The 21827-nt window shown below is 40.6% G+C and carries 15 protein-coding genes; 6 read left to right on the forward strand and 9 right to left on the reverse strand.

Annotation, left to right across the window (positions count from 1 at the left end; genetic code table 11):
- Nucleotides 1–452: 452 nt before the first annotated feature.
- Entirely contained in the window at nt 453–1904 is a 1452-nt protein-coding gene (locus UYK_RS0119375) for a serine/threonine-protein kinase (RefSeq protein ID WP_009454183.1), read from the forward strand.
- 344 nt (nt 1905–2248) lie between these two features.
- Here UYK_RS0119375 and UYK_RS0119385 read toward each other — a convergent pair whose 3' ends face one another.
- Entirely contained in the window at nt 2249–2902 is a 654-nt protein-coding gene (locus UYK_RS0119385) for a S1 family peptidase (RefSeq protein WP_258556039.1), read from the reverse strand.
- A 536-nt stretch (nt 2903–3438) separates the two neighbouring features.
- Between UYK_RS0119385 and UYK_RS0119390 the strand changes: the two genes are divergently transcribed.
- Nucleotides 3439–6159: a chloride channel protein gene (locus UYK_RS0119390; RefSeq protein ID WP_009454189.1), complete on the forward strand. Its 2721-nt coding sequence runs from the start codon at nt 3439–3441 to the stop codon at nt 6157–6159.
- Nucleotides 6160–6581: 422 nt separating this feature from the next.
- Here UYK_RS0119390 and UYK_RS0119395 read toward each other — a convergent pair whose 3' ends face one another.
- A complete protein-coding gene (locus tag UYK_RS0119395; protein ID WP_016871986.1) occupies nt 6582–9842 on the reverse strand; it encodes a hybrid sensor histidine kinase/response regulator in 3261 nt (1086 codons plus the stop codon).
- Between the two features lie 239 nt (nt 9843–10081).
- On the reverse strand, nt 10082–10852 hold the full coding sequence (locus UYK_RS0119400) for a hypothetical protein (protein ID WP_009454194.1): 771 nt from the start codon (nt 10850–10852) through the stop codon (nt 10082–10084).
- 688 nt (nt 10853–11540) lie between these two features.
- Here UYK_RS0119400 and UYK_RS0119405 point away from each other — a divergent pair.
- From UYK_RS0119405 to lpxD, 3 genes are all read left to right on the forward strand, one after another.
- Entirely contained in the window at nt 11541–11795 is a 255-nt protein-coding gene (locus UYK_RS0119405; protein WP_009454195.1) for a hypothetical protein, read from the forward strand.
- Nucleotides 11796–11798: 3 nt separating this feature from the next.
- Nucleotides 11799–13049, forward strand: a complete 1251-nt coding sequence (mltA, locus tag UYK_RS0119410) for a murein transglycosylase A (RefSeq protein ID WP_009454197.1) — start codon at nt 11799–11801, stop codon at nt 13047–13049.
- A 109-nt stretch (nt 13050–13158) separates the two neighbouring features.
- Complete coding sequence (gene lpxD, locus UYK_RS0119415) at nt 13159–14205, forward strand: UDP-3-O-(3-hydroxymyristoyl)glucosamine N-acyltransferase (protein WP_009454199.1); 1047 nt, start codon at nt 13159–13161, stop codon at nt 14203–14205.
- 710 nt (nt 14206–14915) lie between these two features.
- On the opposite strand, the gene UYK_RS0119420 is transcribed toward lpxD, so the two are convergent.
- The 5 genes from UYK_RS0119420 to UYK_RS0119440 form a co-directional block, all read right to left on the reverse strand.
- Nucleotides 14916–15677 carry an LEVG family PEP-CTERM protein gene (locus UYK_RS0119420; RefSeq protein ID WP_016871988.1) on the reverse strand — a complete coding sequence of 254 codons (762 nt, stop codon included), beginning with the start codon at nt 15675–15677 and terminating at the stop codon, nt 14916–14918.
- An 817-nt stretch (nt 15678–16494) separates the two neighbouring features.
- Nucleotides 16495–17256 (reverse strand): LEVG family PEP-CTERM protein, encoded by a 762-nt coding sequence (locus tag UYK_RS0119425; RefSeq protein WP_016871989.1) that lies wholly within the window; start codon nt 17254–17256, stop codon nt 16495–16497.
- A gap of 531 nt (nt 17257–17787) precedes the next feature.
- Entirely contained in the window at nt 17788–18453 is a 666-nt protein-coding gene (gene nblB, locus UYK_RS0119430) for a phycobilisome degradation protein NblB (RefSeq protein ID WP_009454205.1), read from the reverse strand.
- Nucleotides 18454–18545: 92 nt separating this feature from the next.
- Nucleotides 18546–19010, reverse strand: a complete 465-nt coding sequence (locus tag UYK_RS0119435) for a CBS domain-containing protein (protein ID WP_009454208.1) — start codon at nt 19008–19010, stop codon at nt 18546–18548.
- Nucleotides 19011–19148: 138 nt separating this feature from the next.
- Nucleotides 19149–20201: a M42 family metallopeptidase gene (locus UYK_RS0119440; RefSeq protein ID WP_009454210.1), complete on the reverse strand. Its 1053-nt coding sequence runs from the start codon at nt 20199–20201 to the stop codon at nt 19149–19151.
- Between the two features lie 149 nt (nt 20202–20350).
- Between UYK_RS0119440 and UYK_RS0119445 the strand changes: the two genes are divergently transcribed.
- Complete coding sequence (locus tag UYK_RS0119445) at nt 20351–20551, forward strand: hypothetical protein (RefSeq protein ID WP_009454212.1); 201 nt, start codon at nt 20351–20353, stop codon at nt 20549–20551.
- Between the two features lie 12 nt (nt 20552–20563).
- Here the strand turns inward: UYK_RS0119445 and UYK_RS0119450 are convergent, their stop codons facing one another.
- The gene (locus tag UYK_RS0119450; protein ID WP_009454214.1) at nt 20564–21547 is read right to left on the reverse strand and encodes an SGNH/GDSL hydrolase family protein; all 984 of its coding nucleotides are present in this window, start codon (nt 21545–21547) and stop codon (nt 20564–20566) included.
- Nucleotides 21548–21827: the final 280 nt, after the last annotated feature.

Raw genomic sequence — 21827 nt, forward strand, 5'->3', positions numbered from 1 at the left:
AACAGTTAGAGAATCGTGCTACTGCTGTTCTACATCGTCAAAGTAGCATAACCGAAGCTGTCAGTGAACACTATTCCAGTAGTCACTGGCTGGGGACTTTTGTAGTTTACTTGCTAACAAGTCCTGGCTTGTGCAGGTCGATATAGGACTTTTCTTGGTGTCTTTGTGTCTTGGTGGTGAAAAAATATTTATTTGAAACACCAAGGCACTAAGACACAAAGAGGAAAATATTCTTAGTTTACCGAGATTTGGATTTTTTTCTACCCACTTTGACAGAGCTACCCTATATTCCTATTTTTGACGATAAATCTAAAAAATTATTGAATATTGTGTGTCAAGAACTGCTGCTGATACTTTTATCGTAATAAGTGTCAAACTGTGTCAAGATAACATCAACACATAGACGCTTTGAGTCATAACTTCTAAACTTATTAGCATGTAAGGTGAATATAATGTTGGGTCACAAGCTTCGTGGACGTTACCAAATTGTCCAACAACTGGGATTAGGAGGAGGATTTGGGGCTACTTACATTGCGTGTGACACCGACCGCCCAGGTAATCCTAAGTGTCTGGTTAAGCAGCTAAAACCAAGAACTAATGACCCAAATACTCTACAGATAGCACAGCGCTTCTTTAAACAAGAAGCAGAAATTCAAGAAGAATTAGGCAATCATGATCAGATTCCGCGCCTTTTAGCTTATTTTGAAGAAAATCAAGAATTTTATTTAGTACAAGAATTTATTGAAGGTCACGACCTGAGGCAAGAATTACCTCCATTAGCTAATAGACTCACTGAAGTTGAGACGATTAAGCTTTTGACGGAAATCCTAGAAGTTTTAGCCTTTGTCCATCGTCAAGGAGTAATTCACAGGGATATTAAACCTGCGAATATCATGCGACGACAGGACGGAAAAATTGTCCTGATTGATTTTGGTGCGGTGAAAAAGGTCAGAGGTCTGGAAGTTAATCAACAGGGGCAAACTGTCACCGTGGCTATTGGTACTCTTGGCTACATGCCCAGTGAACAAGCAGCTGGTGAACCACAATATAGTAGTGATGTCTACGCTGTAGGAGTGATTGGTATCCAAGCTTTAACAGGCATATATCCTGACCCTTCCCAAGGAAGTAAACTACCCAGAGACCCCCAAACCGGAGAAATTGTTTGGCGTGACCAAGCGCGGGTTAGCCCTGAGCTAGCTAATATTCTAGATAGAATGGTACGCTATCACTTTGGTGGACGTTATCAGTCAGCGGAGTCAGCACTGCAAGCACTAAGACAAATCTCACACCCAAATCACACTGTTACACAGGGAAAAACAAGACTCCCATCGATTCTGAAATTTCCTTCTTCCACATCTCGTTGGAAATGGTTAATTCCTGTAGGCACAGTTGCAGTGCTTGCTAGCGTATTTGTAGCAATTCGGTCTGGACAAGAACCCGAAAAGTTTATACCCTATGAAAATTCCAATTACGGTATAAAAATAAAATATCCAGCTAGTTGGCAGCTACAAATTAAAGAAATTGATGTTTTAGGAGTTACTGAAGTAGTAACATTTATATCTCCAAAGCAAAGTGAGACTGATAAATTTCAAGAAAAGTTAAATATAGATATTGAAAAATTTTCCGGAACATTAGCTGAGTCTAAAGAATTATTTGTTGATGAAATAAAAAATACTTTGCCAGAAGCTCAAATTATTAATACGAGTTCAACAACGTTGGCATTTAAACAAGCAAATCAGATCATCTACACAGGTAAAGACGAGGACACTAAGTTAAAAAATTTGCAAATCTGGATTTTAAGAGGCGATAAAGCATACATAATTACCTATACAGCAGCTATAGATGATTACGATGAATTTATCAAAACAGTGAATGAAATGATAAAGTCTTTTGAGATTAATTAGATAATTGTCCTATCTTTCTTGTCAACTTCAAAGGAAAGCTGATTTTGCACATCATGTGGAAACGTAATCCTCTAAATGCAAGGAACATTGCATTTGCTAAAAAATCGTTCTTTTTAGAAATCGACCACCGATACACACCGATAAACACAGATGGCACAGATGGATTTTCCCTTAGTGGTTGGGTGATAATTAGTATGTTGACTATTCACTATGATCTATTTGTACCTTTTTCATTGATGTTAGACGTAGATTATATTCTTGGTGTCTTGGTGACTTAGTGGTTCAATCTAATCTTCATCCCTAATTTGTGAAACACCAAGTTTTTTATTACTGTTAAAAGTTCCCTATTTCCTCTTCCCTAATCCAAAGGTGTTTGTAAATTTCTCTGTCGGGACAGCCCAACTTAGGCGAACAATCTGTTCATGCAATTTTTGATCTGCTTCGGAACCATCAACGAATACTGAAGGAACATCCCACAAAGGATATGCGTGCATTCCATTCACACCAACTACTTTACCTTGATGATTGAGGAGTGGTCCTCCACTCATACCTTTTTGGATATCATTAGTGTAGCCAATTTGATAACCACCTGCTAAAGCCTTCGGTAATATTAGTTCTACTTTACCAGTTGTAAAGGTAAAGCCTTTGTCTTTTCCGTCATCTGCATGGGGAAATCCAGCAGCAAATACTTCATCACCGATGGTAGGGTTAAAAGCAATGGATGCCACAGTATAATTTCTGTCTAGGCTACGAAACTGTAATATGGCTAAATCATTAGTGTCAAACTTGACATTTGCCAGCAAATTCGCAGACCAGATCCGACCATCCGGTGTTTGAACCCGATAGGGAGGAGCATCAGCACGCAATACATGGGCGTTAGTTAAAACTATGTAAACTGAGTCTTGCTTTTTTAGTAGAATTCCTGAACCTAAGAATTCTTTTGACATCACTTTCACAGTAATAGCTTGAGCAGTATGGCGTATTTGTTCTGTTGACAATCGGTTTGTCTGCGTAGTGTTTAGATCGTCACAGTTAATATTGGTACACTTAGCTGAATATCTCAGGTATACTGCTGATACACAAATTACAAATAACAAGCCAGGAACCAATGTTACTGACTTTGGATTGTACCATTTCATTTGCTATTACCCCTTTCTATAGGGGTTGGAAAAATAAAATCTGTGAACACTTAATAAAAACTTAGCAATATTGGCTACACAATTAATTAATTATAAACCCATTAGGGTGTGCTGTGGTTTTCGAGATTGGGATTACTTGGTTCATTTGTTAAACCTTGATTCAATAACCCCTGATTCATAAGTAATAAAGTCGATAGAAAAAGAGGGTTAACCTTGACTTTAATTATCAGGCATTTTGAGAAAGATTTTGTCAAGGTGAGCGTCGCCTTCCGAGAAGCCCCCTACGCGTCTATGCACTGCAACGATTTTGGGTATCACAAGGTTGCGGAAGAAGTTAAAATTTCTCCTATAAATGTCAAAAATACTAAATTTTTAATTTTTAATTTTTAATTTCTATGTCGCTCCCTTTTCTGAATCAGTATATTCGCACTGTCTGGCAACCAAGAAGAGGTTTAGCGATCGCAGAAGCCTGTATTATTGGTCTGGTTGCCGCTTTTTCTGCTGTATGCTTGAAATTTGGTTCGGGATGGCTAGGAACATGGCGAGTTCAGGGTTCCCAGGTTTTACCAGCCTGGCTATTCCTCCCAGCAGTTGGTTTGGGCTTCGGGTTTCTGGCTGGACTGTTGGTACAAAGGTTAGCACCAGAAGCATCTGGCAGTGGTATCCCCCATGTGAAAGCTTCTCTTGCCAATGTACCAGTCAAGCTTTCATGGCGAGTGGCGATTGTGAAGTTACTTAGTGCCATGATCACTTTGGCTTCAGGAATTACTTTAGGTAGACAAGGTCCGACTGTACAAGTCGGGGCTGCTTTGGCAGCTGGGATGAGTCGCTGGGTTCCCACATCCCCAGATCATCGACGCCAGATGATTGCCGCTGGTGCAGGTGCAGGTTTAGCAGCGGCTTTCAATGCGCCCATTGCTGGTGTCTTGTTTGTGGTAGAAGAGTTACTCCAAGATTTATCGGGGCTAACATTGGGAACTGCAATCATTGCTTCTTTTATTGGTGGTGTTGTCTCCCGTCTTTTGGGTGGTCGTAGTTTGCTACTGAACTTGGAATTAACTCAATCTTCTAGCAGTTTCTCTATCATCGAAATTCCTTTTTACCTGGTTTTGGGTGTTTTAGCAGGATTACTGGCAGCATTATTTAATCGTGGATTAATTGAAAGTATTAAAACATACCGTAGATTACATGTGAGTTTACCGCTCAGGGTAGCTTTGGCTGGATTTATCTCAGGTATCGTAGTTGCATTTTTACCTCCGGCTTTCCGTGACAATACAGGATTAAGAGAATTTGTGATCGCTGGTCAGGCTAACGCACCTATAGCGGCGATCGCGTTTTTGGCTCAGTTTCTCTTAACCCTGGTAGCGTTTGGCTCAGGTGCGCCAGGAGGATTATTTGCACCTAGTTTGATTTTAGGTTCTTGTTTAGGATATATCGTCGGTATTGTTGAATTCCAGTTACTTGGATTAGCTTCGCCAACTACCTATGCTTTAGCAGGCATGGGGGCATTTTTTAGTGCCGTCTCGAAAGTACCAATCACGGCGATTGTGATTGTCTTTGAAATGACAACAGATTTCAATCTGGTGTTACCCTTAATGATTGGCTCTGTTACATCCTACCTGGTTGCTGACAAGCTGATGACAGGATCGCTGTATACCAAACTTTTACACTTAAGCGGCATCAACCTTGAAAATGTACCCCCCGTTGAGGGTGCATTCACCAAGTTAACAGCAAAAGACGTCATGCAGCGTCGGGTGGAAACCCTGGATGCAGAGATGTCTGTGGAAGAAGTAGTACAAGCTTTCTCTCGTTCTCACCATCGGGGATTTCCTGTAGTTGAACAAGGTAAATTAGTAGGAATTGTTACCCAAACTGATTTATTAAAAATACGCGATCGCAACTTAGCAAAAGATACTCCCCTACGGGAAATCATGACACCCCAGCCAGTGACAGTTACGCCTACCCATAATTTAAGCAATGTGCTGTATTTATTGGATCGTCATCAAATCAGTCGTTTACCAGTAGTAGAAGGGCAGAGAATTATCGGTATCATCACTCGTGCTGATATTATTCGGGCAGAAGCCGACAGTCTCAACTGTCACACTAGAGAACACGGACCCCAACCAGAACCGTCTTACGTTGTTTATCAAACGCGATCGCCCAGCATCGGTAGAGGTAGATTATTAGTACCAGTTGCTAACCCCGAAACAGCCGCCACACTATTACAAATGGCAGCAGCGATCGCCCGCGATCGTCACTACGAAATAGAATGTCTGCAAGTCATCCTTGTTTCTCGTCAAAAATCTCCTGCTGAAACCCCTGTTAGGACTGCCAAAAGTCGGCGATTACTGCGAAACGCTGAAGTTTTAGGCAAAAAATGGAAAATTCCGGTGCATACACAGATCCGAGTTACTCATGATATTGCCCATGCAATTTTAGAGACAATCAAAGAAAGACACATTGACCTAATTTTAATGGGGTGGAAGGGCAGTACTTCCACCCCTGGTCGCATTTTTGGCGACGTTGTAGACACCGTAATTCGTCAAGCCACCTGTGAGATGGTGTTGGTAAAGTTAGGGAAAACTCCAGAGTCAATCATCAATCATCAAAGACCCTTCCTAACTCATCTTTTCCCTATTCCTCCCCTCTCTCACGCCCCATCTCACTACCTTCCCATCGCCCCATCCCCCCATCTCCCCCTTCCTCCTCCCCAATTCAACAGTTGGCTAGTACCAATGGCTGGCGGTCCCAATGCTAGGGCGGCGATTAAATTACTACCTGCTTTGGTAACGCTAGGAAATGACCCGAAAATTCGCCTTACCCGCGTATTTAAACCATCCGAATCAGAACCAGACATGAAAATTTTAGAAGAAGCAATTCGGATACTTGTCCGTCGCCAGAAATCATCCAGCACTGTAGTAGCTGCACCTGTGCAAGCAGATTCTGTAACCGAAGGAGTAATCAACCTAGTAAACACCGAACATTATGATGTAGTTGTTTTAGGTGCTTCCCGCGAGGGAATGCTACAACAGGCGATAAAAGGAAATATTCCGGAAGCGATCGCCTCTGGTGTAGACAGTACCGTAATTTTGGTTAGGGGAGCGATCAATAATTAATGGCGACAAGACAGACAAGGGAGCGTGGGAAGCGTGGAGAGAATAAGTAGTAACTTTTGACCAATGACCTTTGACCACTAACCATCAACCACCAATGCATAATTTATCAGTGTCCATCAGTGTGCATCTGTGTTCATCTGTGGTCGATTTCTAAAACATGACTTTTGTTCCAAACGCGAAAAACACAACATTCCCTACTCTCTACCACACTAATTTTGATAGGTTTGTAGTCAGGGCTTTAGCTCTCATTTAAGCACGCGCATTACTTACTACAAACTTCTTTATGACAGCAAAATAACAAGGACAAAAATATGAACTTTATTCATTTTGAACACATTAACCTGTCTTGTAAAAATATAGACGACAGCAGGAATTTTTATCAAACTTTGTTTCCTGAGCAGAAACAAAACAGTGAAACATTATTACGTGCGTCCCACAAGGCTAGCTACTACTGTAATTAACTCAGATGGATCGATGGGTTTAGGCAAATGCAACTGAAAACCTGCCTGTATAGCTCGGCGTCGATCTTCTGCCCTAGCATAGGCTGTTAAAGCTGCTGCTGGTATTTTGCCTCCTTTTTCTGGCGCAAGCGATCGCAATTTCCGGAGTAAAGAATAACCGTCTTCCTCTGGCATGCCAATGTCACTAACCAAAACATCTGGTTTCCAATGCTCAACAGCCTCTAGTGCTGCTGGTACTGATGCTACTGCTAGCACATCGGCTTGAGACTGTTTAAGTAAAGTGGTGAGATAGTCACGTGTATCAGCTTCGTCATCTACGACTAGTACACGTACGCCATCTAGAACAGAAGATGAGATCGGCAGACAATTAAAATTTGCTTGTTGGCTATTGACTGTTAATTCTTCAGTGTGGACTATTGAATCTTGACTTTTGAGGAGTGGTAGTTTGACTGTGAACGTTGTACCTTGTTCCTTTCCTGGACTTGTGACATCAACAGTACCACCATGCATTTCTACTAAATGACGCACAATTGCTAAACCTAGTCCCAACCCACCATGGGATCTAGTACTAGAACTGTCTGCTTGGCGAAAACGATCAAATACGTAAGGTAAAAACTCAGAACTGATACCTATGCCAGTATCTTTGACTGTAATTTGGGCATAGGCAGTTTCACAAGAGGTAGAGGGAAACCATTGTGTTGCAGGGGTTCCTCCCATTGTCGCACTTAGTTTGGGAAGAGGCGATGATGCTTTGAAAGACGCGCCAATGTTCAGCCTGGGTGATGCAGAGAATCTATCAAAGACACTTTCGCTATTTCTATATTCCCGTATCCTTGTTTCTTCTTTTACCAGTGATAATACTACCTCTACCTTACCGCCAGCAGGTGTAAATTTGATGGCATTGGATAGTAAATTCCACACTACCTGCTGTAGGCGCTCGCCATCGCCAGAAACTAAGGCTGCCTTAGAATCAAAGCTAGTTCGGATGTGAATATCTTTTGCTTGAGCGGCTAGGCGTACTGTATCTAAAGCGGCTTCTATGATAGCAATTAAATTGCAAGTACGTACATTTAAACGTAATTTGCCTCTAATGATACGCGAGATATCAAGTAAGTCTTCTATCAACTGTGTTTGTGTTTTCGCATTGCGTTCTATAGTTTCTAGTGCTTTGGTGATTTGAGTTTCGTTGAGTTTGCGAGAACGCAACAACTGCGACCATCCCAGAATGGCATTGAGGGGCGATCGCAATTCGTGGGATAATATCGCTAAAAATTCATCTTTCATCCGATTTGCCTCTTGCAACTGTTCGGTTTGTTGTTGCAAAGAAGCTATTAAACGCGCCCGCTCGATCGCGATCGCTATTTGATCACAAACTGCTTGCATCATTCCCATTTCATTTTGGCTAAATTGCAAGCGAGTGCGACTGCAAAAACACAGAGTACCCAATAATTTTCCTTGGGCGATTAATGGGTAGCCGTAATAAGTCTTAATACCAATTGCACGCAGAAGTTCTGTTTTCGGATCCTTTGATTCCTGAACATTTTCTATAGAAATGGGACGGCGTTGTTGGGCAACTGTACCACACATTCCTTGACCAATCTCTAGCCAATTGGCTGCTTTAGCAGTTTGCTCATCAATTCCGTGCCAGGAGGCTAATTGCATTATCTGGGAGTTTTCATTGACTAAAAAATTAAAGTAAACATCTAAACCTATTTGCTCTGCCAGTTTTTGGAATAAACTTTCAATCAACGCGACTGGCTCTTTGCTAGAAAGTAAATCGCTAGCTGTACCAAAGAGTAGTTGTAGCCGTTTATACCCTAATGACAGGGCTTTTTCTACACGCTTGAGATTGGTAATATCTTGGAAGGTCAATACACAAGTAGTTGGATAACCGTGCATTGCTGGTAAAGTATCAGCGTAAATTAGCAAAGAGCGAATACCTGTTGGTGTATGCCAGTCTAACTCTACTCCATCTAAGCGTTCCCCACGGGCTACCCTGATTCCTGGTGCTTGTTCCACGGGAATGGGATTACCATCGGCGTCAGTTGAGTAATAGAGAGCTTGATAATCTGCGGCTGAATCTGCTTTGGGAAATTTCCCTCCTGCGACTTCGTCAGCAGCTTTATTGGCAAAAGTGACTCGTGCTGTCCCTGGTTCTATCAATAACAGGGGTGTGGGCATGAGATTGAGTAAGTCTTCCAACCATTTTTGTTGATTGCGGAGTGCTTCTTCTGCCTGTTTGCGGACTGTAATATCTTCAGCAAATGCTAATATTTGATAAATTTCCCCTTGCTCATCAACTATCGGCACATATTTAATTAGTGTTGTCAATGTGCCATTATTGGGTAAAGTAATTGTGGTTTCTGTTGTTTGAGTCGTACGTGTTTCAACTGCTTTAAATAAACTCGGCAGATAAAGTTGTGTAATCTCAACTGGAAAGATTTCTTCGTCAGTGCGTCCAATAACTTCCTCTTTTGGCTTGCCAAGATGCTGCAAAGCCGCCGCATTGACAAATTGAAACCTCCGTTGGGCATCATAAATGGCAAAAACATCTGGCATGTGATCAACCGCCAATCTAAATCGCTCTTCACTTTGGAGTAGGGCTGCTTGAGCTTTTTTGCGTCCGCTCAAATCTAGGATAAACGCTACCGACTCTTGTTGTTTCTCTCCTACTAACGTATAACCTACTAAAACCAGAATGCCACTGCCGTCACGCCGAATGTATTCTTTTTCGTAGGGGATGCAAGCACCTTGAGATTTGGCTTGGGCAATACCCTGTGCATCCGCAGGTAAATACTCTGGTGGTGTAATATTTTTCCAATTAATGCCACCTGCTTGTAAATCTTGCCGTGTGTAGCCAATCATCTGCAAAAATTTGTCATTGGCATGGCTGACACCACCGTAAATATCACCAAATAAAACGCCGATGACGTTTGACTGTGCAAATCTTCTGAGTTTTTCCGTATTTGCTTTCAATGCTAATTTAGCGCGATCGCGCTGATTACTAAGCTTTTGAATCGCGGCTGCATTTTCCCAAATTATGATTGCAAAAATTGTCATCTGAAAAATGGCAAATAGGGAAATTGCAAACTCATACTTGTATTTTCCTGCTTTTTGTCCTTGCAGAATTAACCACCCTGTAATTAAGGGTACTTTGAGTGCGGCTATCAATAAACGACGTGCTAGCAAACCACCATCTGTCGGACTGGTGATTACTTGCATTATTCTCCGTTCTGGCTGCTTCCACAAAATACCCACACAAAGTACAATCAACCCGATCGCTGTATGTAATGCTGTTGCTACATTACTAATGTAATATGGGCGATATATCAGTTTTTTTTCAATCTATCTTTATGCATATTTTTTCTAATTAGCAGAAAATAATGAATGGTTTGTGGTCAGCTACTACCTACAAACCACTAATTACTAGCTAATAAATCGTAAATATTAACCAATTAATTTTAGAAAAACAATTTAAATCGCACTAGTTGACTTTCAATTGTTGGCAGCAGAATTTTATGTAATTCTACAGTGTCTTGAAATTGTAAAATTTGTGTAGGCGGCAAGTCAAAGGGAAACTGCTCTGGGAAATCAGGGCGCTGCATTTGTGCTAATAAAATTTGCTCAGACCTTTTGCTCCCAATAGCGTAGCCAATTTCTACACAGACGGTTGGGCTGGGTATTGATTGAGCAGTTTGTTTGCTTTCTATTTTGGCAATGGGTGTGGTGTCTGCAATAAATAACAAACTCCTACGAATTTTTCGCATCATTGCGCTTCCTAGTCGTAGAGGAGCTTCTTTAGGGCGGTAAGATTCTACTAATTTTAAAGGCAGGCGCGATCGCAAGTTCAATTTTTCCAAACTAATCAATAATGCTTCCCGCAACGCATCAGTTGCTGGCGGATATTCTACTTGAGAACAGAAAAATATGGCAGGTTCTAACTGTGCTAAGGTTGATTGCTTGGTGAAATAAATTTCGTGACTAATCAAGTCAATATTAGCTACGCAATAGCCACCACTACCTTCTATATAAAATTCAATATTTTCCCCTTCTAGATAGCGACCAAACCACGTTGATTTTCTGATTTCATCACTGTCTTCCAAGAAATCTGCTCTTAGCCCAGATTTCAGCAGACTCTTTTTACTGAGGCGAATATCCGGTGGACGTTTTTCCAGTTCTTGTATTGGCTGGTAATTATCAAGATACCATGCTCTAAGAGCAATTATTGACATAAGGCGCTATTTCAACTATTTCAAATGTCTCGTGCGATTCCACTTCGTACCAGCTTACACCTAGTAGTCCTACATGGGGAAAGGTTAAGGAGCAAAAGGCAAAGCAAATGCTAAGAGTAGTGTAAAAAAACAACAACACCCAAGCAACTAATAGCCGAGTTACTTCCTCTTATCGTTAATTCTAGCCGGGGATGTACTGGCTGAATCACCTTTGACTTCAGTGAAGTCAAGCAGTCACAGCGCCCCCTTTCTTTCACTATGAGGAAATATCGCTTTTAGAGTTAGGTGTTGTTGTTTTATAACGAGACAGATTGAGTTTCAACAGCGTCCTTACCTCTTTTTACTTTTGAATCTAGCTGTTTGATCTGCCAGGGAAGCTTTGTTTAGCTTCAATTATTAGATTAGCACTGTCATATTTAGGTATGTTTATTTGAAACTAAACTTTACTAATTTTGGTTGTTGGTTAGTAGTTAGTAGTTAATGGCTTACTACTTCTCACACTCCACCCTTACCTTAAGCCGCTACGCGTCTACACACTCCACCTCCCCATCTCCCTTCCAATCTCCAAATCGGGAACCCTTAGTAGGCTAACAACCGTCATAGTCCCAACTGTGCTTTCTTCACTCTTCCCATTCGGGCAGTGCGTAGTCCAAAATGGGTTGGATGTGTTTCAAATGATTCAGTCAATATGCCTAGAACTCCCAATGAATACGCAGTACACTTACTAATGGCAAGTGGTCATCGGGAAGAAGTACGTTTTCCGACGATTCAGGATTTTCAGAAGTGGTATAGTGGCGAACTGATGCCCAAATCTGCTTCTGATGATTTTATAAACGTGCCGATCAAAAATATTCAAGGTGAATACATGGTTGTGCGTCCCTCGCGGATTGTGGCAATTCGGGTGGAACCACTCTTTAGCTCTAGTGTGGAAAGATTTACATAAATCATGAGAAAAACGCTTGCTTTAGTTTCCTTGAGTCTGGGACTTAGCTTTGTAAATCCTGTTTGCTCTGTGTTGGCTCAGGTTCCTATTAACATAACGCCTTTACCATCACCAGCTAGCCCCATTGAACCGTTACCCCCACCAGAGTTATCACCACCACTAAAACTAGTGAGGTTAGGAACGGACTGTAAACCCGTTCATCAATGTTTGGGTTGGGATGAACAGCTTTGGAGTGGAAAGAGTAAACAGGGCGATCGCAAAGCTTTGTTAGCATCCATTGACCACAGTTTACGTTACCTGACAACAAACAAGGCACTAGCAGCGTATCAAAATTATCCTGTTCCTGAAATCACCCTTGATCGTGTCCGTCGTAGCTTGCAGCGTTTTCGCCAGTTGGTGGTTAGTTCCAAATCGCCAGCTCAACTGCAAGCTGCTGTGCGTCAAGAATTTGATTTTTATCAATCTGTTGGCAATGACGGTCAAGGTACGGTAAAGTTCACCGCTTATTATGAGCCAGTTTACACTGCTAGTAAAGTTCGTACTTCTGTATATAAATATCCTCTTTATAGATTGCCACCCAACTTTGACAAATGGGTAAAACCGCATCCTACACGGATCGATCTAGAAGGTAAAGATGGTTTACTGGGTAATAAAAGTCAGTTACATGGTTTGGAATTATTTTGGTTGCGCGATCGCTTAGATGCATATTTAGTACATATCCAAGGTTCTGCCCAACTCAAATTAACTAATGGTAAAATTACCTCTGTTGGCTACGCGGGAGGCACAGACTATCCTTGGACTAGTATTGGCAAAGAACTGGCCAAAGATGGTAAGTTACCTTTACAAAATTTAACAATGCCTATCTTGGTCAATTACTTTCGCCAGCACCCCAAGGAGATGAATAACTATCTACCACGGTGGGAACGGTTTGTCTTCTTCAAAGAAACTGGGGGTACACCTGCAACTGGCAGTATTGGCGTACCAGTCACAGCAGAGCGTTCGATCGCCACAGATAAATCTCTCATGCCGCCAGGAGCGTTAGCAATCATTAATGCCTCATTTCCTTATCCTGCTGGTCAGGGAAAATTGGTTAAGCGCCGGGTTAGTCGCTTCGTTCTAGATCAGGATACTGGCAGTGCTATTAAAGGCCCGGGACGGGTAGATTATTTTATGGGAACTGGCAAACTAGCAGGCGATCGCGCCGGTATTACCGGTGGTAATGGTACTCTATATTATTTGCTGCTGAAGGAGTAATTACGGAACGGGTAAGGGGTAAGGGATTTGAGCAGCCTTTACCCCTTAACCTTTAACCTTTTGCCTAACCGAAAATAGCACCCTACCCTTAAATCTTCTATGAGGTTTTATGAAATTTAGCGATATACTAGCAAAACTTGGTGATGCTGCCATCTGTAATAGCCTTAATCTCAATAAAGACAATGATCCAGAAATTGCTGGGATGGCGGCAGTTGATGAAGCGACAAGTGGTACTCTCAGCTACATTGAAGGGGCAAAATTTGCCGCAATGGTAGGCAAAACTGGTGCAAGTGCTTTAATTTTGCCTCAAGATGAAGCATTACAGGCACAAGCACAAGAACGCGGTATTGCTTGGATCGCCACCCCAGAACCAAAACTAATATTTGCAAGAACGCTCAAATTTTTCTACCAGCCTTGGCGTCCTACTCCAGAGATTCATCCTACTGCCGTCATTTACCCAAATGTGAAAATTGGCAATGATGTTTATATTGGACCTCATGTAGTAGTTCATCAAGGAGTAGAAATTGGCAGTGGTGTATGCATCCATGCCAATGTCGTTATCTATCCCGATGCTAAGATAGGCGATCGCACAACTTTACACGCTAACTGCACTATCCATGAACGTACTCTCATCGGTGCAGATTGTGAAATTCACAGTGGTGCAGTCATCGGTGCAGAAGGCTTTGGCTTTGTGCCGACTGCTACTGGTTGGCTCAAAGTCGAACAATCTGGTTACACGGTTTTAGAAGATGGTGTTGTTGTTGGCTGTAACAGTGCTATTGATCGTCCCGCCGTCGGTGAAACGCGGGTTGGTCGCTATACAATCATTGACAACTTAGTACAAATAGGTCACGGTTGCCAAATTGGTGCAGGCTGTGCATTAGCAGGACAATCGGGGATAGCAGGAGGAGTGAAAATTGGCAATCGCGTAATCTTAGCAGGACAATCAGGAATTGCCAACCAAGTAAAAATCGGCGATGGTGCGATCGCCTCTGCTAAAGCAGGTATTCACAGTGATGTTGCACCAGGAGAAATTGTCTCTGGCACTCCCGCTATCCCTCATAAACAGTTTATAAAAGTGTCTACGATTTTGACTCGCTTACCTGATATGTATCAAAATTTGAAACAATTGCAACGCCAAATAACTCAAAAATGAGGGGTTTTGAGTAGATTTGCGGACTTTTTGTGAGTAGCCTCGGTTATTTTATACCATTTCACAATATTGATTGATGCAAATTATCCTCTTTGCCTTCTTTCTCCTCCTTGTCTTTTAGTCGCTAAGTTTATCAAACTTATAGTGAAAGGGTGTTAGCCGGGGCTTTTATTATTGCCGTATGCAAGCAGCCATGATGCTAGATATTTTAATTGTTATGCTTGAAATTAAAAACCAGCCTGTTTTGGCTATTTATGACTCTAGTAGTCTGAGCGAAAGAAGGCCATTTCAGTTCGGTAAAAATGATTAAAGTAAATGTTAGTACTATAGCTAGCAAAAGTCTTTCCATCATAGTACTCCCCACGCCACAAAATTTATAAAATAATATCTACTTTTAGTTTTAACTAAAATCTTTTTTTTTCTCAACCAAAGTAACAACAATACTCCTCAGGAATGATTTGGATTTAGAAATTCTGTAATTTGTGTCACTAATTTTTCTAGCAAATAAACTAGCAAGTTTACTTCTTGCTAAAAAGTTAGCAAAACACAGAAATAGAAGCGATCGCTATGAATGGGACTACAGCCAAATGGACGATAGATGAGTATCACTGCGTAACAATGAACTTTGTTGGAGTTCACAAAATTGCTTGATATCATCACACAGAGTTCAAAAAAAGCTGCTGAACACATCAGCAGCTAAAACTGTATTGGCTTTAGCCTGCAAGCACACTCTTTTTACGTTGCCGTAAGCCAAACATACCTGCAACTGCCAAAGCACCTAAGCCCAGGGTTGTCCCAGCTTCTGGTACAGCTTTTGGTGTCCCCTTGATTCCCAAGTTTACACCATCACCATACTTCGGAAACTTACTAGAATAAGCATTACCTAGCTGCACTTCAAAAGATTTGACGTTGTAAAAAGTCAAAGTCTGAATACCGTTGTTCTTGCCAGCAGACAACATCGAGCTGCCAACAGGACTGTTATTGATCAGTAAGACACCAGTGCCTATATCTTCTACATCAAAGAAGTCTAAAGTTATTTCCGACATCACCTTTGTGAACTCAAATAAGAACCGACCAACTTCTAATTGACCATTTTCAGGTAACTTACCGCTTTCTGTAATTGCTACAGGACGTAACCAATATTCATTGACTCCTGTATTAGTGCCTGCATCTTTTGTTCCGAAACTAACTTTGAGAGATGATCCTACATAGGTGTTAGAAGTGGCTCTATTATCTACAAATAATCGGCTAGGCCCATAACCACCAGCCCCATCAAAATCTAAACTCGTTACTGTATAACCTAATGGAGTTGTGTCAATACATAATGTAGTTGGAACAAAACAGCCCAGATTAGTCTTGATTTCGCCTTCCCGGCTAGGAATAAGAGAAGCAGCATGAGCATTAGGCATAGCAGCAACTACGCCCAAACCCAAAACTGTTCCTATCGTTGTTGCTAAAAAATTAAACTTAGGCATGATTCCCCTTCTGCAAACCTGATATGAAAGTAGCAGTAAAAAAATGATGATGTACTATTGATGCACCACTAAGCTAATAGATAAGTTGCCGAATTTGCTAGAGCAAAAAATATATTTCACATGATCTTTAATTACAGATAAAAATCAAAATTTTATCCGCATAAATACAATGTTTATACGTGTTATTAACTATTTATAAAAATATTTTTTTAACTTAATACTGATAATTTCCTGATTCAGTTAAATTGATTATTATTTTAAATAATAGTAATAATCAAAAAAATATTGTGGTTTACACTGATAAGTAGACTGATATCTTGCACCTACACCATATCCCGCCTTGGAATTTATTCCAAGGCTAATAGCACAAGTCCGTTGAAACGGACTCAAAGACATTCTTAGGCAGATTTATCTGATTTAGCTATGAGCCAATAAATTTATTTATCGGCGCTCTGAAAATCTGGTGCAAGATATCAATTATATCATGTTCGCTTAAATACTTATACTGTCCCGTGGGATGGTAATAGGAATGGGTAATATGAACTGTATTGAGATAAAAATTAAAATGTCCCATAAAAAAATTGAGTAGTTTAGAGTAATTAAGTGCTGGACTTATTTACTATACCTACTCAATTTAATTAAACAGAAGGAGAACTTTGTTAATAATAATTTTTCAAATAAATATTAATTTAATTCAATATTATTGAATTATAAGCATCCGGTTTCTTAAAAGTTGAGAAACCGGATTTTTACGAAATCACACAACAAGTTAAGGTTTCTGCGGTAGACCACGAGTATGTAATCTCATGATCAATTTCTAAGCTACTGATGCGGTTTTTCCCCGTCGCCTTAAACCAAATAAACTGACCACTACTAAAGCACCTAAACTGACGGTAGTTCCTGCTTCAGGTACTGGTTTGGGTACCACATTACCTCTGAGATTAACACCATCACCAGTTTTTGGAAATTTGCTAGAAGAAGTGTTACCCAACTGCACCTCAAAAGACTTGACATTGTGAAGAGTTAATGACTGAATACCATTATTTTTGCCAGCTTGTAAAACTAAATCAGTAATATCTTCACCATTGAGCATCAAGATAGCAGTGCCTATATCTTCTACATCAAAAAAGTCTAAAGTTATTTCCGACATCACCTCTGTGAACTCAAGTAAGAACCGACCAACTTCTAATTGTCCACTTTCAGGTAAATTACCGCTTTCTGTAATTGCTACAGGACGGAACCAATATTCGTTTAATGCTGGATTTGTGCCTGCATCTTTTGTACCAAAACTAACTTTTAAACCTTGTCCTTCATAGATGTTAGAAGTGCTTCTAGTATCCACAAATAGTCGGCTAGGCCCATAACCACCAGCCCCATCAAAATCTAAACTTGTGACTGTGTAACCTAATGAAGTTGTGTCAATACATTGATTTGGATCAAGACATCCGAGATTTGTTTGTACTTCTCCTTCTAATTGAGGAACTAGAGAAGCTGCTTGTGCTGAGGGCATAGCAGCAGCAACACTTAATCCGACAGAAAATGCTATCAGTGTTTTTGCTAAAGTAGGGATTTTTTGCATGATTTATTAGAAATAACTAAGGATGATTTCGGGTATCAGACACAAATTTTTGTGCTTCTTCTGAAACATATCCGTATGTTATTTCCGTATCCGAGTAATTGTCATCTCAAAATCAGAACATTTACCTGTTCTTAATTTTGAAAATAAGTTTGGGAAAAATACTTAAAATTACTAAATTAAATTATACGCAAAATTATCAAAGAATTACTTAACTCAAAAAACAAGGAGATTGTAAATGATATTAACTACTTGGTTTATGAAAATTATACGTATTAAGTAAATAATTTTCATAAACATCGGTTCACCAATCTAATGATTCTGTTGGTAAATTGCCTTTTAGCATAACAGCTTTGCTTTTGCACCAATTTCTCGCCTTGCAATAAATTGTGGGTTGATAGCTTAAGTAGATTCAAATCCACTCAAATGTGCATCGATTAACGCTGATTGCTTGGGTTCGTTTTTAATTTGCCAACAAAATCATCTAATTTGTGAACCGATTTTTATTTTATTCAATAGACAGGTGAAATGATATTAGAAATTTTCCAGAGATTTTTGCGCTTCTGTTGCAACAGCCTCCACTTCATCATTCACCAATGTTTCTAATATAGTTTTGGCGTCTGTACTTCTCAAACGACCTAAAGCTTGTGCAACTCTATAGCGAATTTGCCAATCTGGGTTTGTAGCGTAGGGAGCTAAAAGAGGAACTGCTTGTGTATCTCCTAAATCTCCAAGAGAACTAATAGCAGCAGTTTGCACTAATTCATTGTCTGAGGAAAGTGCCTGTTGAAGTAGTTCAAACGATCGCGGATCACCCAATTCTCCTAAAGTAGCAATAATGCTAAATTTCACAATCCATTCATTGCTAGTTTGATAAAGCTGCTGCAAATCTTCAAAAGCTGCTTTTAGCTTTAAAGCACCCAAACAGTCTGCTGCTGCTGCTTGCACATCTGGTTCTGGGTCATTGAGCAAGCGATCGCGTAATATACTCAAGGACAAATCTAAATCTTGTCCACCCAAGGTATCGAACTGACTAACGGCTGAGTAACGCACACGGGAATTACTGTCATTAATAGCATTTTGAATTAATTCAAAACCAATGGTTGGTTCTAATTGGCGAATTTGATTCACTGCTCGTAAGCGATCGCCCAAATCCTCAGACACCAGTAATTGTTTTACAGATTCAGGATTGACACTCATTTATTAATCTCACTTTTTAAGGGTATGTTGTTGATTGTTGTTAGTTGATGGTTGATTGGAAGAACTACCAACCAACAACAACCAACCAATTATTAATCTTGGCCTGCTGCCATTGCTCTAATCACATCACCACGGGTAAGAATACCAATTACTTGACCCTCGCTGTCAAGAACTGGTAGACGGTGAACGTTGCGGTCGTTCATAATTTTGGCGGCTTCTCTGAGAGTTTTGTCTGGGGAGACAGTGATCGGTTGTTTACTCATAACTTCGCCAACAGTTTGCCCCAGGGCTTTGTGCAAATCGCGTTCGTATGTCGCCGGATTTTTTAAATAAATCACGCTATCAAGAAACATAATATACGCTGGAGGCGTAACACCTGTCTCTTGCCACATTAAATCAGTTTCCGAAATAATGCCTACCAATTTACCGGCGTCATCTACAACAGGTAGACCACTGATGCGTCGTTCTGCCAGAATTTGGATAGCTTCCTTCAGAGGAGTTTCGGGTCGGACAACAATTGGGTCACGACTCATTACGTCGGCAACGGTCTTAGGCATTTGTTTGCTGATACCTTTTATCAACCACTCTGGGATTATTGTAGAGAATTTTGGTCATTGGTAATGGGTAATGGGTAATGGGTAATTGGTAAACTTCCATTCCCCAATTAATAACAACCAACAATCAACAATCAACAATCAACAACCAACAAATGATTGAGTTTCACAAAAGACTTGTAACAAATCAATACAATTGGCGATCGCTCCTAAATGAGCAATTTCATAACCGTGGGTGTTTTGTGTCGGGAAGGCTAAACACGCAGCACGGGCGACATGACCGAATTTCATGGCAATAGAAGCATCGCTGCCGAAACCATTTAAGATTGCAAGTTGCACTGGTATATGTAGTTGTTTAGCAGATTGGCGCAGTTGTCCATTTAAGGTTTCATCATACATACCGTAGGCATCCTGAGATAAAATTACAGGGCTTTTGCCATCTTCAATGGGGTATTCTGATGATAAAGGACAAATCTCTAAAGCAATTAAGGCATCCAAGCATTGGTTTTGAGTAAAGTAAAGTGCGCCAATTGCCCCCACTTCTTCTTTTGCTGATGCAACTAAATAAACATCAACTGCTGGTTGTTTCATCTTTTCTGCCAGGGCTAACAAAATGGCAACGGAGGCTTTGTTATCCAGTGTATAACTGGCAACATGGTCTTTTAGCCGAATTGGATGCTTGCGATGTTTACCAATCACCATTCTACTTCCCGGTCGAATGCCAGCAGCTTCTAGTTCCGCAGTGGTACGTTTAGTTTCAATCCAGACATCTTCCCATTTCACAGCAGTGTCTTCTTGCTGGACTTTTTGTGGTGATTCGTGGGAAACGTGCCGAGAACCAAAACTGAGAATTCCACTGATAGTTGTATGATCGCCTAGTAAATCGACAACACCTTCACCGTAAACCCACGGAAATGCACCTCCTAATTTACGGACTTCGACTCTACCTTGTTCACCAATACTTTTGACAATTCCACCAATTTCATCTTTATGAGCAGTGATGGCGATCGCTTGGTCAGAATTTTTACCAGGTATTTTGGCAATGATGTTATCTGCGCGATCGCACCATACTTTTACTCCCAAGTTTGTAAATCTCTGCATTAAGTATTTATTAATTTCTGTTTCAGCACCACTAGGAGAGTGGTGCATTACCAATTCTGCAATTATTTTGAATAAGTGGTCGTAATCCCACATAATACGATTTTGGATTTTGGATTGTGAAACATTTATTGGATCAGCGTTTGCGATGTCAAGTTATCGCAATTTTTTTTCAAATGGGTATAAGTATACTCAGAGATATATAAGCTTTTGAATGCAAACAATCATAATATTAGGTGGGTAAAATGCAAGCTATCTCTGTTGAAAAACCTAATCTTCCTGAACCTCCAACTTTTTCTACACCTGAAGAAGAACGTCTACATCGCAAGCAACGCCTAGCAGCGGCGTTTCGCTTGTTTTCTCGTTTTGGGTTTAATGAAGGCTGGTTTAGTTTTCAACCTTTGTACGAAATGATGGTGCGACAAGAACCAGATTTGCTGGAATAAGCTTGAGTATTCCTATTGTTTCAACAGCAGCAAATCCTCAGATTCCTGATTTGGCCAAGGTGCGGGCACGGGCTGAGTATCCAGCGCGGAGAGTGCTGTTTCTGCTACGATGCTGTGGGCGCGTGTCGTCGGATGTACACTATCCCAAAATAAATATTCATTTGGATTAGTACATACAGTGAAATTTCCTTGGGCAATATCGTCAAAATCACCTACTAGACAAGCATCGGTAACATTGGTAAGACCAAATTCGCTAGGAAAACGTCGCACCCTTTGAAATAGGGAATTAATATTAATAGGAATAATATTAACGCCAGGAACTGTACTCAAACTACTTAAAGTTGCTGCCAATGCTATGTTATGTTTGCGGCTTAAACTTGTTAATTGACTGGAATTTTCTTGACCTGATGTCAAAGGAAGCTTGCCTAAATCTGGTAAGTTAATTACCATGATATTTTTAGCACCCGCAAGGGCTAGTAATGCTACTGATCTTGATAAATTTGCAATTGGTTGGCTAACATCAGTGACATTACCAAATACATAATCATTGCTACCACCCCAAACAATATAAAGTGCGTTTGGATCAGCTGATTGATTGCTTTCTCGTAAGGAGCGGGTAAATAAACCAACCTGCCCAAGCACTCCTGGTAATAATGATTCAGGAACAAAAGTATTACTCAGACCAGAGCTACTTCCAGCAAAGGCATAATTAATACCATCGGTGGGGGTGCTGTTCTGTAACTCAGTAAATAAAGTCGGGGATAATCCTAGCTCGTCTCCTAGAGATTCTACCCATACCTGGCCATTGGACAAACGTCCATCAGAGTAGGGTGGACTTGGTGGAATTTGGGATTTGGTGGCGTTATGAAGATTACCAGGATCAGAAAGACTATCACCAAATACGTAAATTTTACTAATATGTGTTGTAGCTAAAGATTTCAGCGGCAACAGAAAAGATATGAGCAAAAATCCTGCCGCAATCAGTCCTTTTTTCATATTAATTTTGTCCTTATTATTGATAGCTAGATCTGCAAAAAGACTAGTTTTTCTAAACAAATTAACTCATACTAAGTTGTATTTAAAAACCTCACCCCCATCCCCTAATCCCCATTCCCTTAAGGGAGTAGGGACTCCGAACTCACACAGAGGGATGCCAAAGGCGGGGTGAGGTAATATCATATGAATGCAACTCGGTACCAAATATTTTTGTTATCTAATAAAGCTTGCTCATTAAAAATGACTACGTAAAGCTACGTAGTCAGAAGGATTTTATCAT

Source organism: Fischerella thermalis PCC 7521, assembly GCF_000317225.1.
GTDB lineage: Bacteria > Cyanobacteriota > Cyanobacteriia > Cyanobacteriales > Nostocaceae > Fischerella > Fischerella thermalis.

Coding starts and splice junctions, on each gene's coding strand:
- UYK_RS0119390 (WP_009454189.1), top strand. CDS start 3,439: ATGTCGCTCCCTTTTCTGAATCAGTATATTCGCACTGTCTGGCAACCA.
- mltA (WP_009454197.1), top strand. CDS start 11,799: ATGAGAAAAACGCTTGCTTTAGTTTCCTTGAGTCTGGGACTTAGCTTT.
- UYK_RS0119450 (WP_009454214.1), bottom strand. CDS start 21,547: ATGAAAAAAGGACTGATTGCGGCAGGATTTTTGCTCATATCTTTTCTG.
- UYK_RS0119440 (WP_009454210.1), bottom strand. CDS start 20,201: ATGTGGGATTACGACCACTTATTCAAAATAATTGCAGAATTGGTAATG.
- UYK_RS0119445 (WP_009454212.1), top strand. CDS start 20,351: ATGCAAGCTATCTCTGTTGAAAAACCTAATCTTCCTGAACCTCCAACT.
- UYK_RS0119395 (WP_016871986.1), bottom strand. CDS start 9,842: ATGCAAGTAATCACCAGTCCGACAGATGGTGGTTTGCTAGCACGTCGT.
- UYK_RS0119400 (WP_009454194.1), bottom strand. CDS start 10,852: ATGTCAATAATTGCTCTTAGAGCATGGTATCTTGATAATTACCAGCCA.
- UYK_RS0119375 (WP_009454183.1), top strand. CDS start 453: ATGTTGGGTCACAAGCTTCGTGGACGTTACCAAATTGTCCAACAACTG.
- UYK_RS0119420 (WP_016871988.1), bottom strand. CDS start 15,677: ATGCCTAAGTTTAATTTTTTAGCAACAACGATAGGAACAGTTTTGGGT.
- nblB (WP_009454205.1), bottom strand. CDS start 18,453: ATGAGTGTCAATCCTGAATCTGTAAAACAATTACTGGTGTCTGAGGAT.
- UYK_RS0119425 (WP_016871989.1), bottom strand. CDS start 17,256: ATGCAAAAAATCCCTACTTTAGCAAAAACACTGATAGCATTTTCTGTC.
- UYK_RS0119435 (WP_009454208.1), bottom strand. CDS start 19,010: ATGCCTAAGACCGTTGCCGACGTAATGAGTCGTGACCCAATTGTTGTC.
- lpxD (WP_009454199.1), top strand. CDS start 13,159: ATGAAATTTAGCGATATACTAGCAAAACTTGGTGATGCTGCCATCTGT.
- UYK_RS0119405 (WP_009454195.1), top strand. CDS start 11,541: ATGCCTAGAACTCCCAATGAATACGCAGTACACTTACTAATGGCAAGT.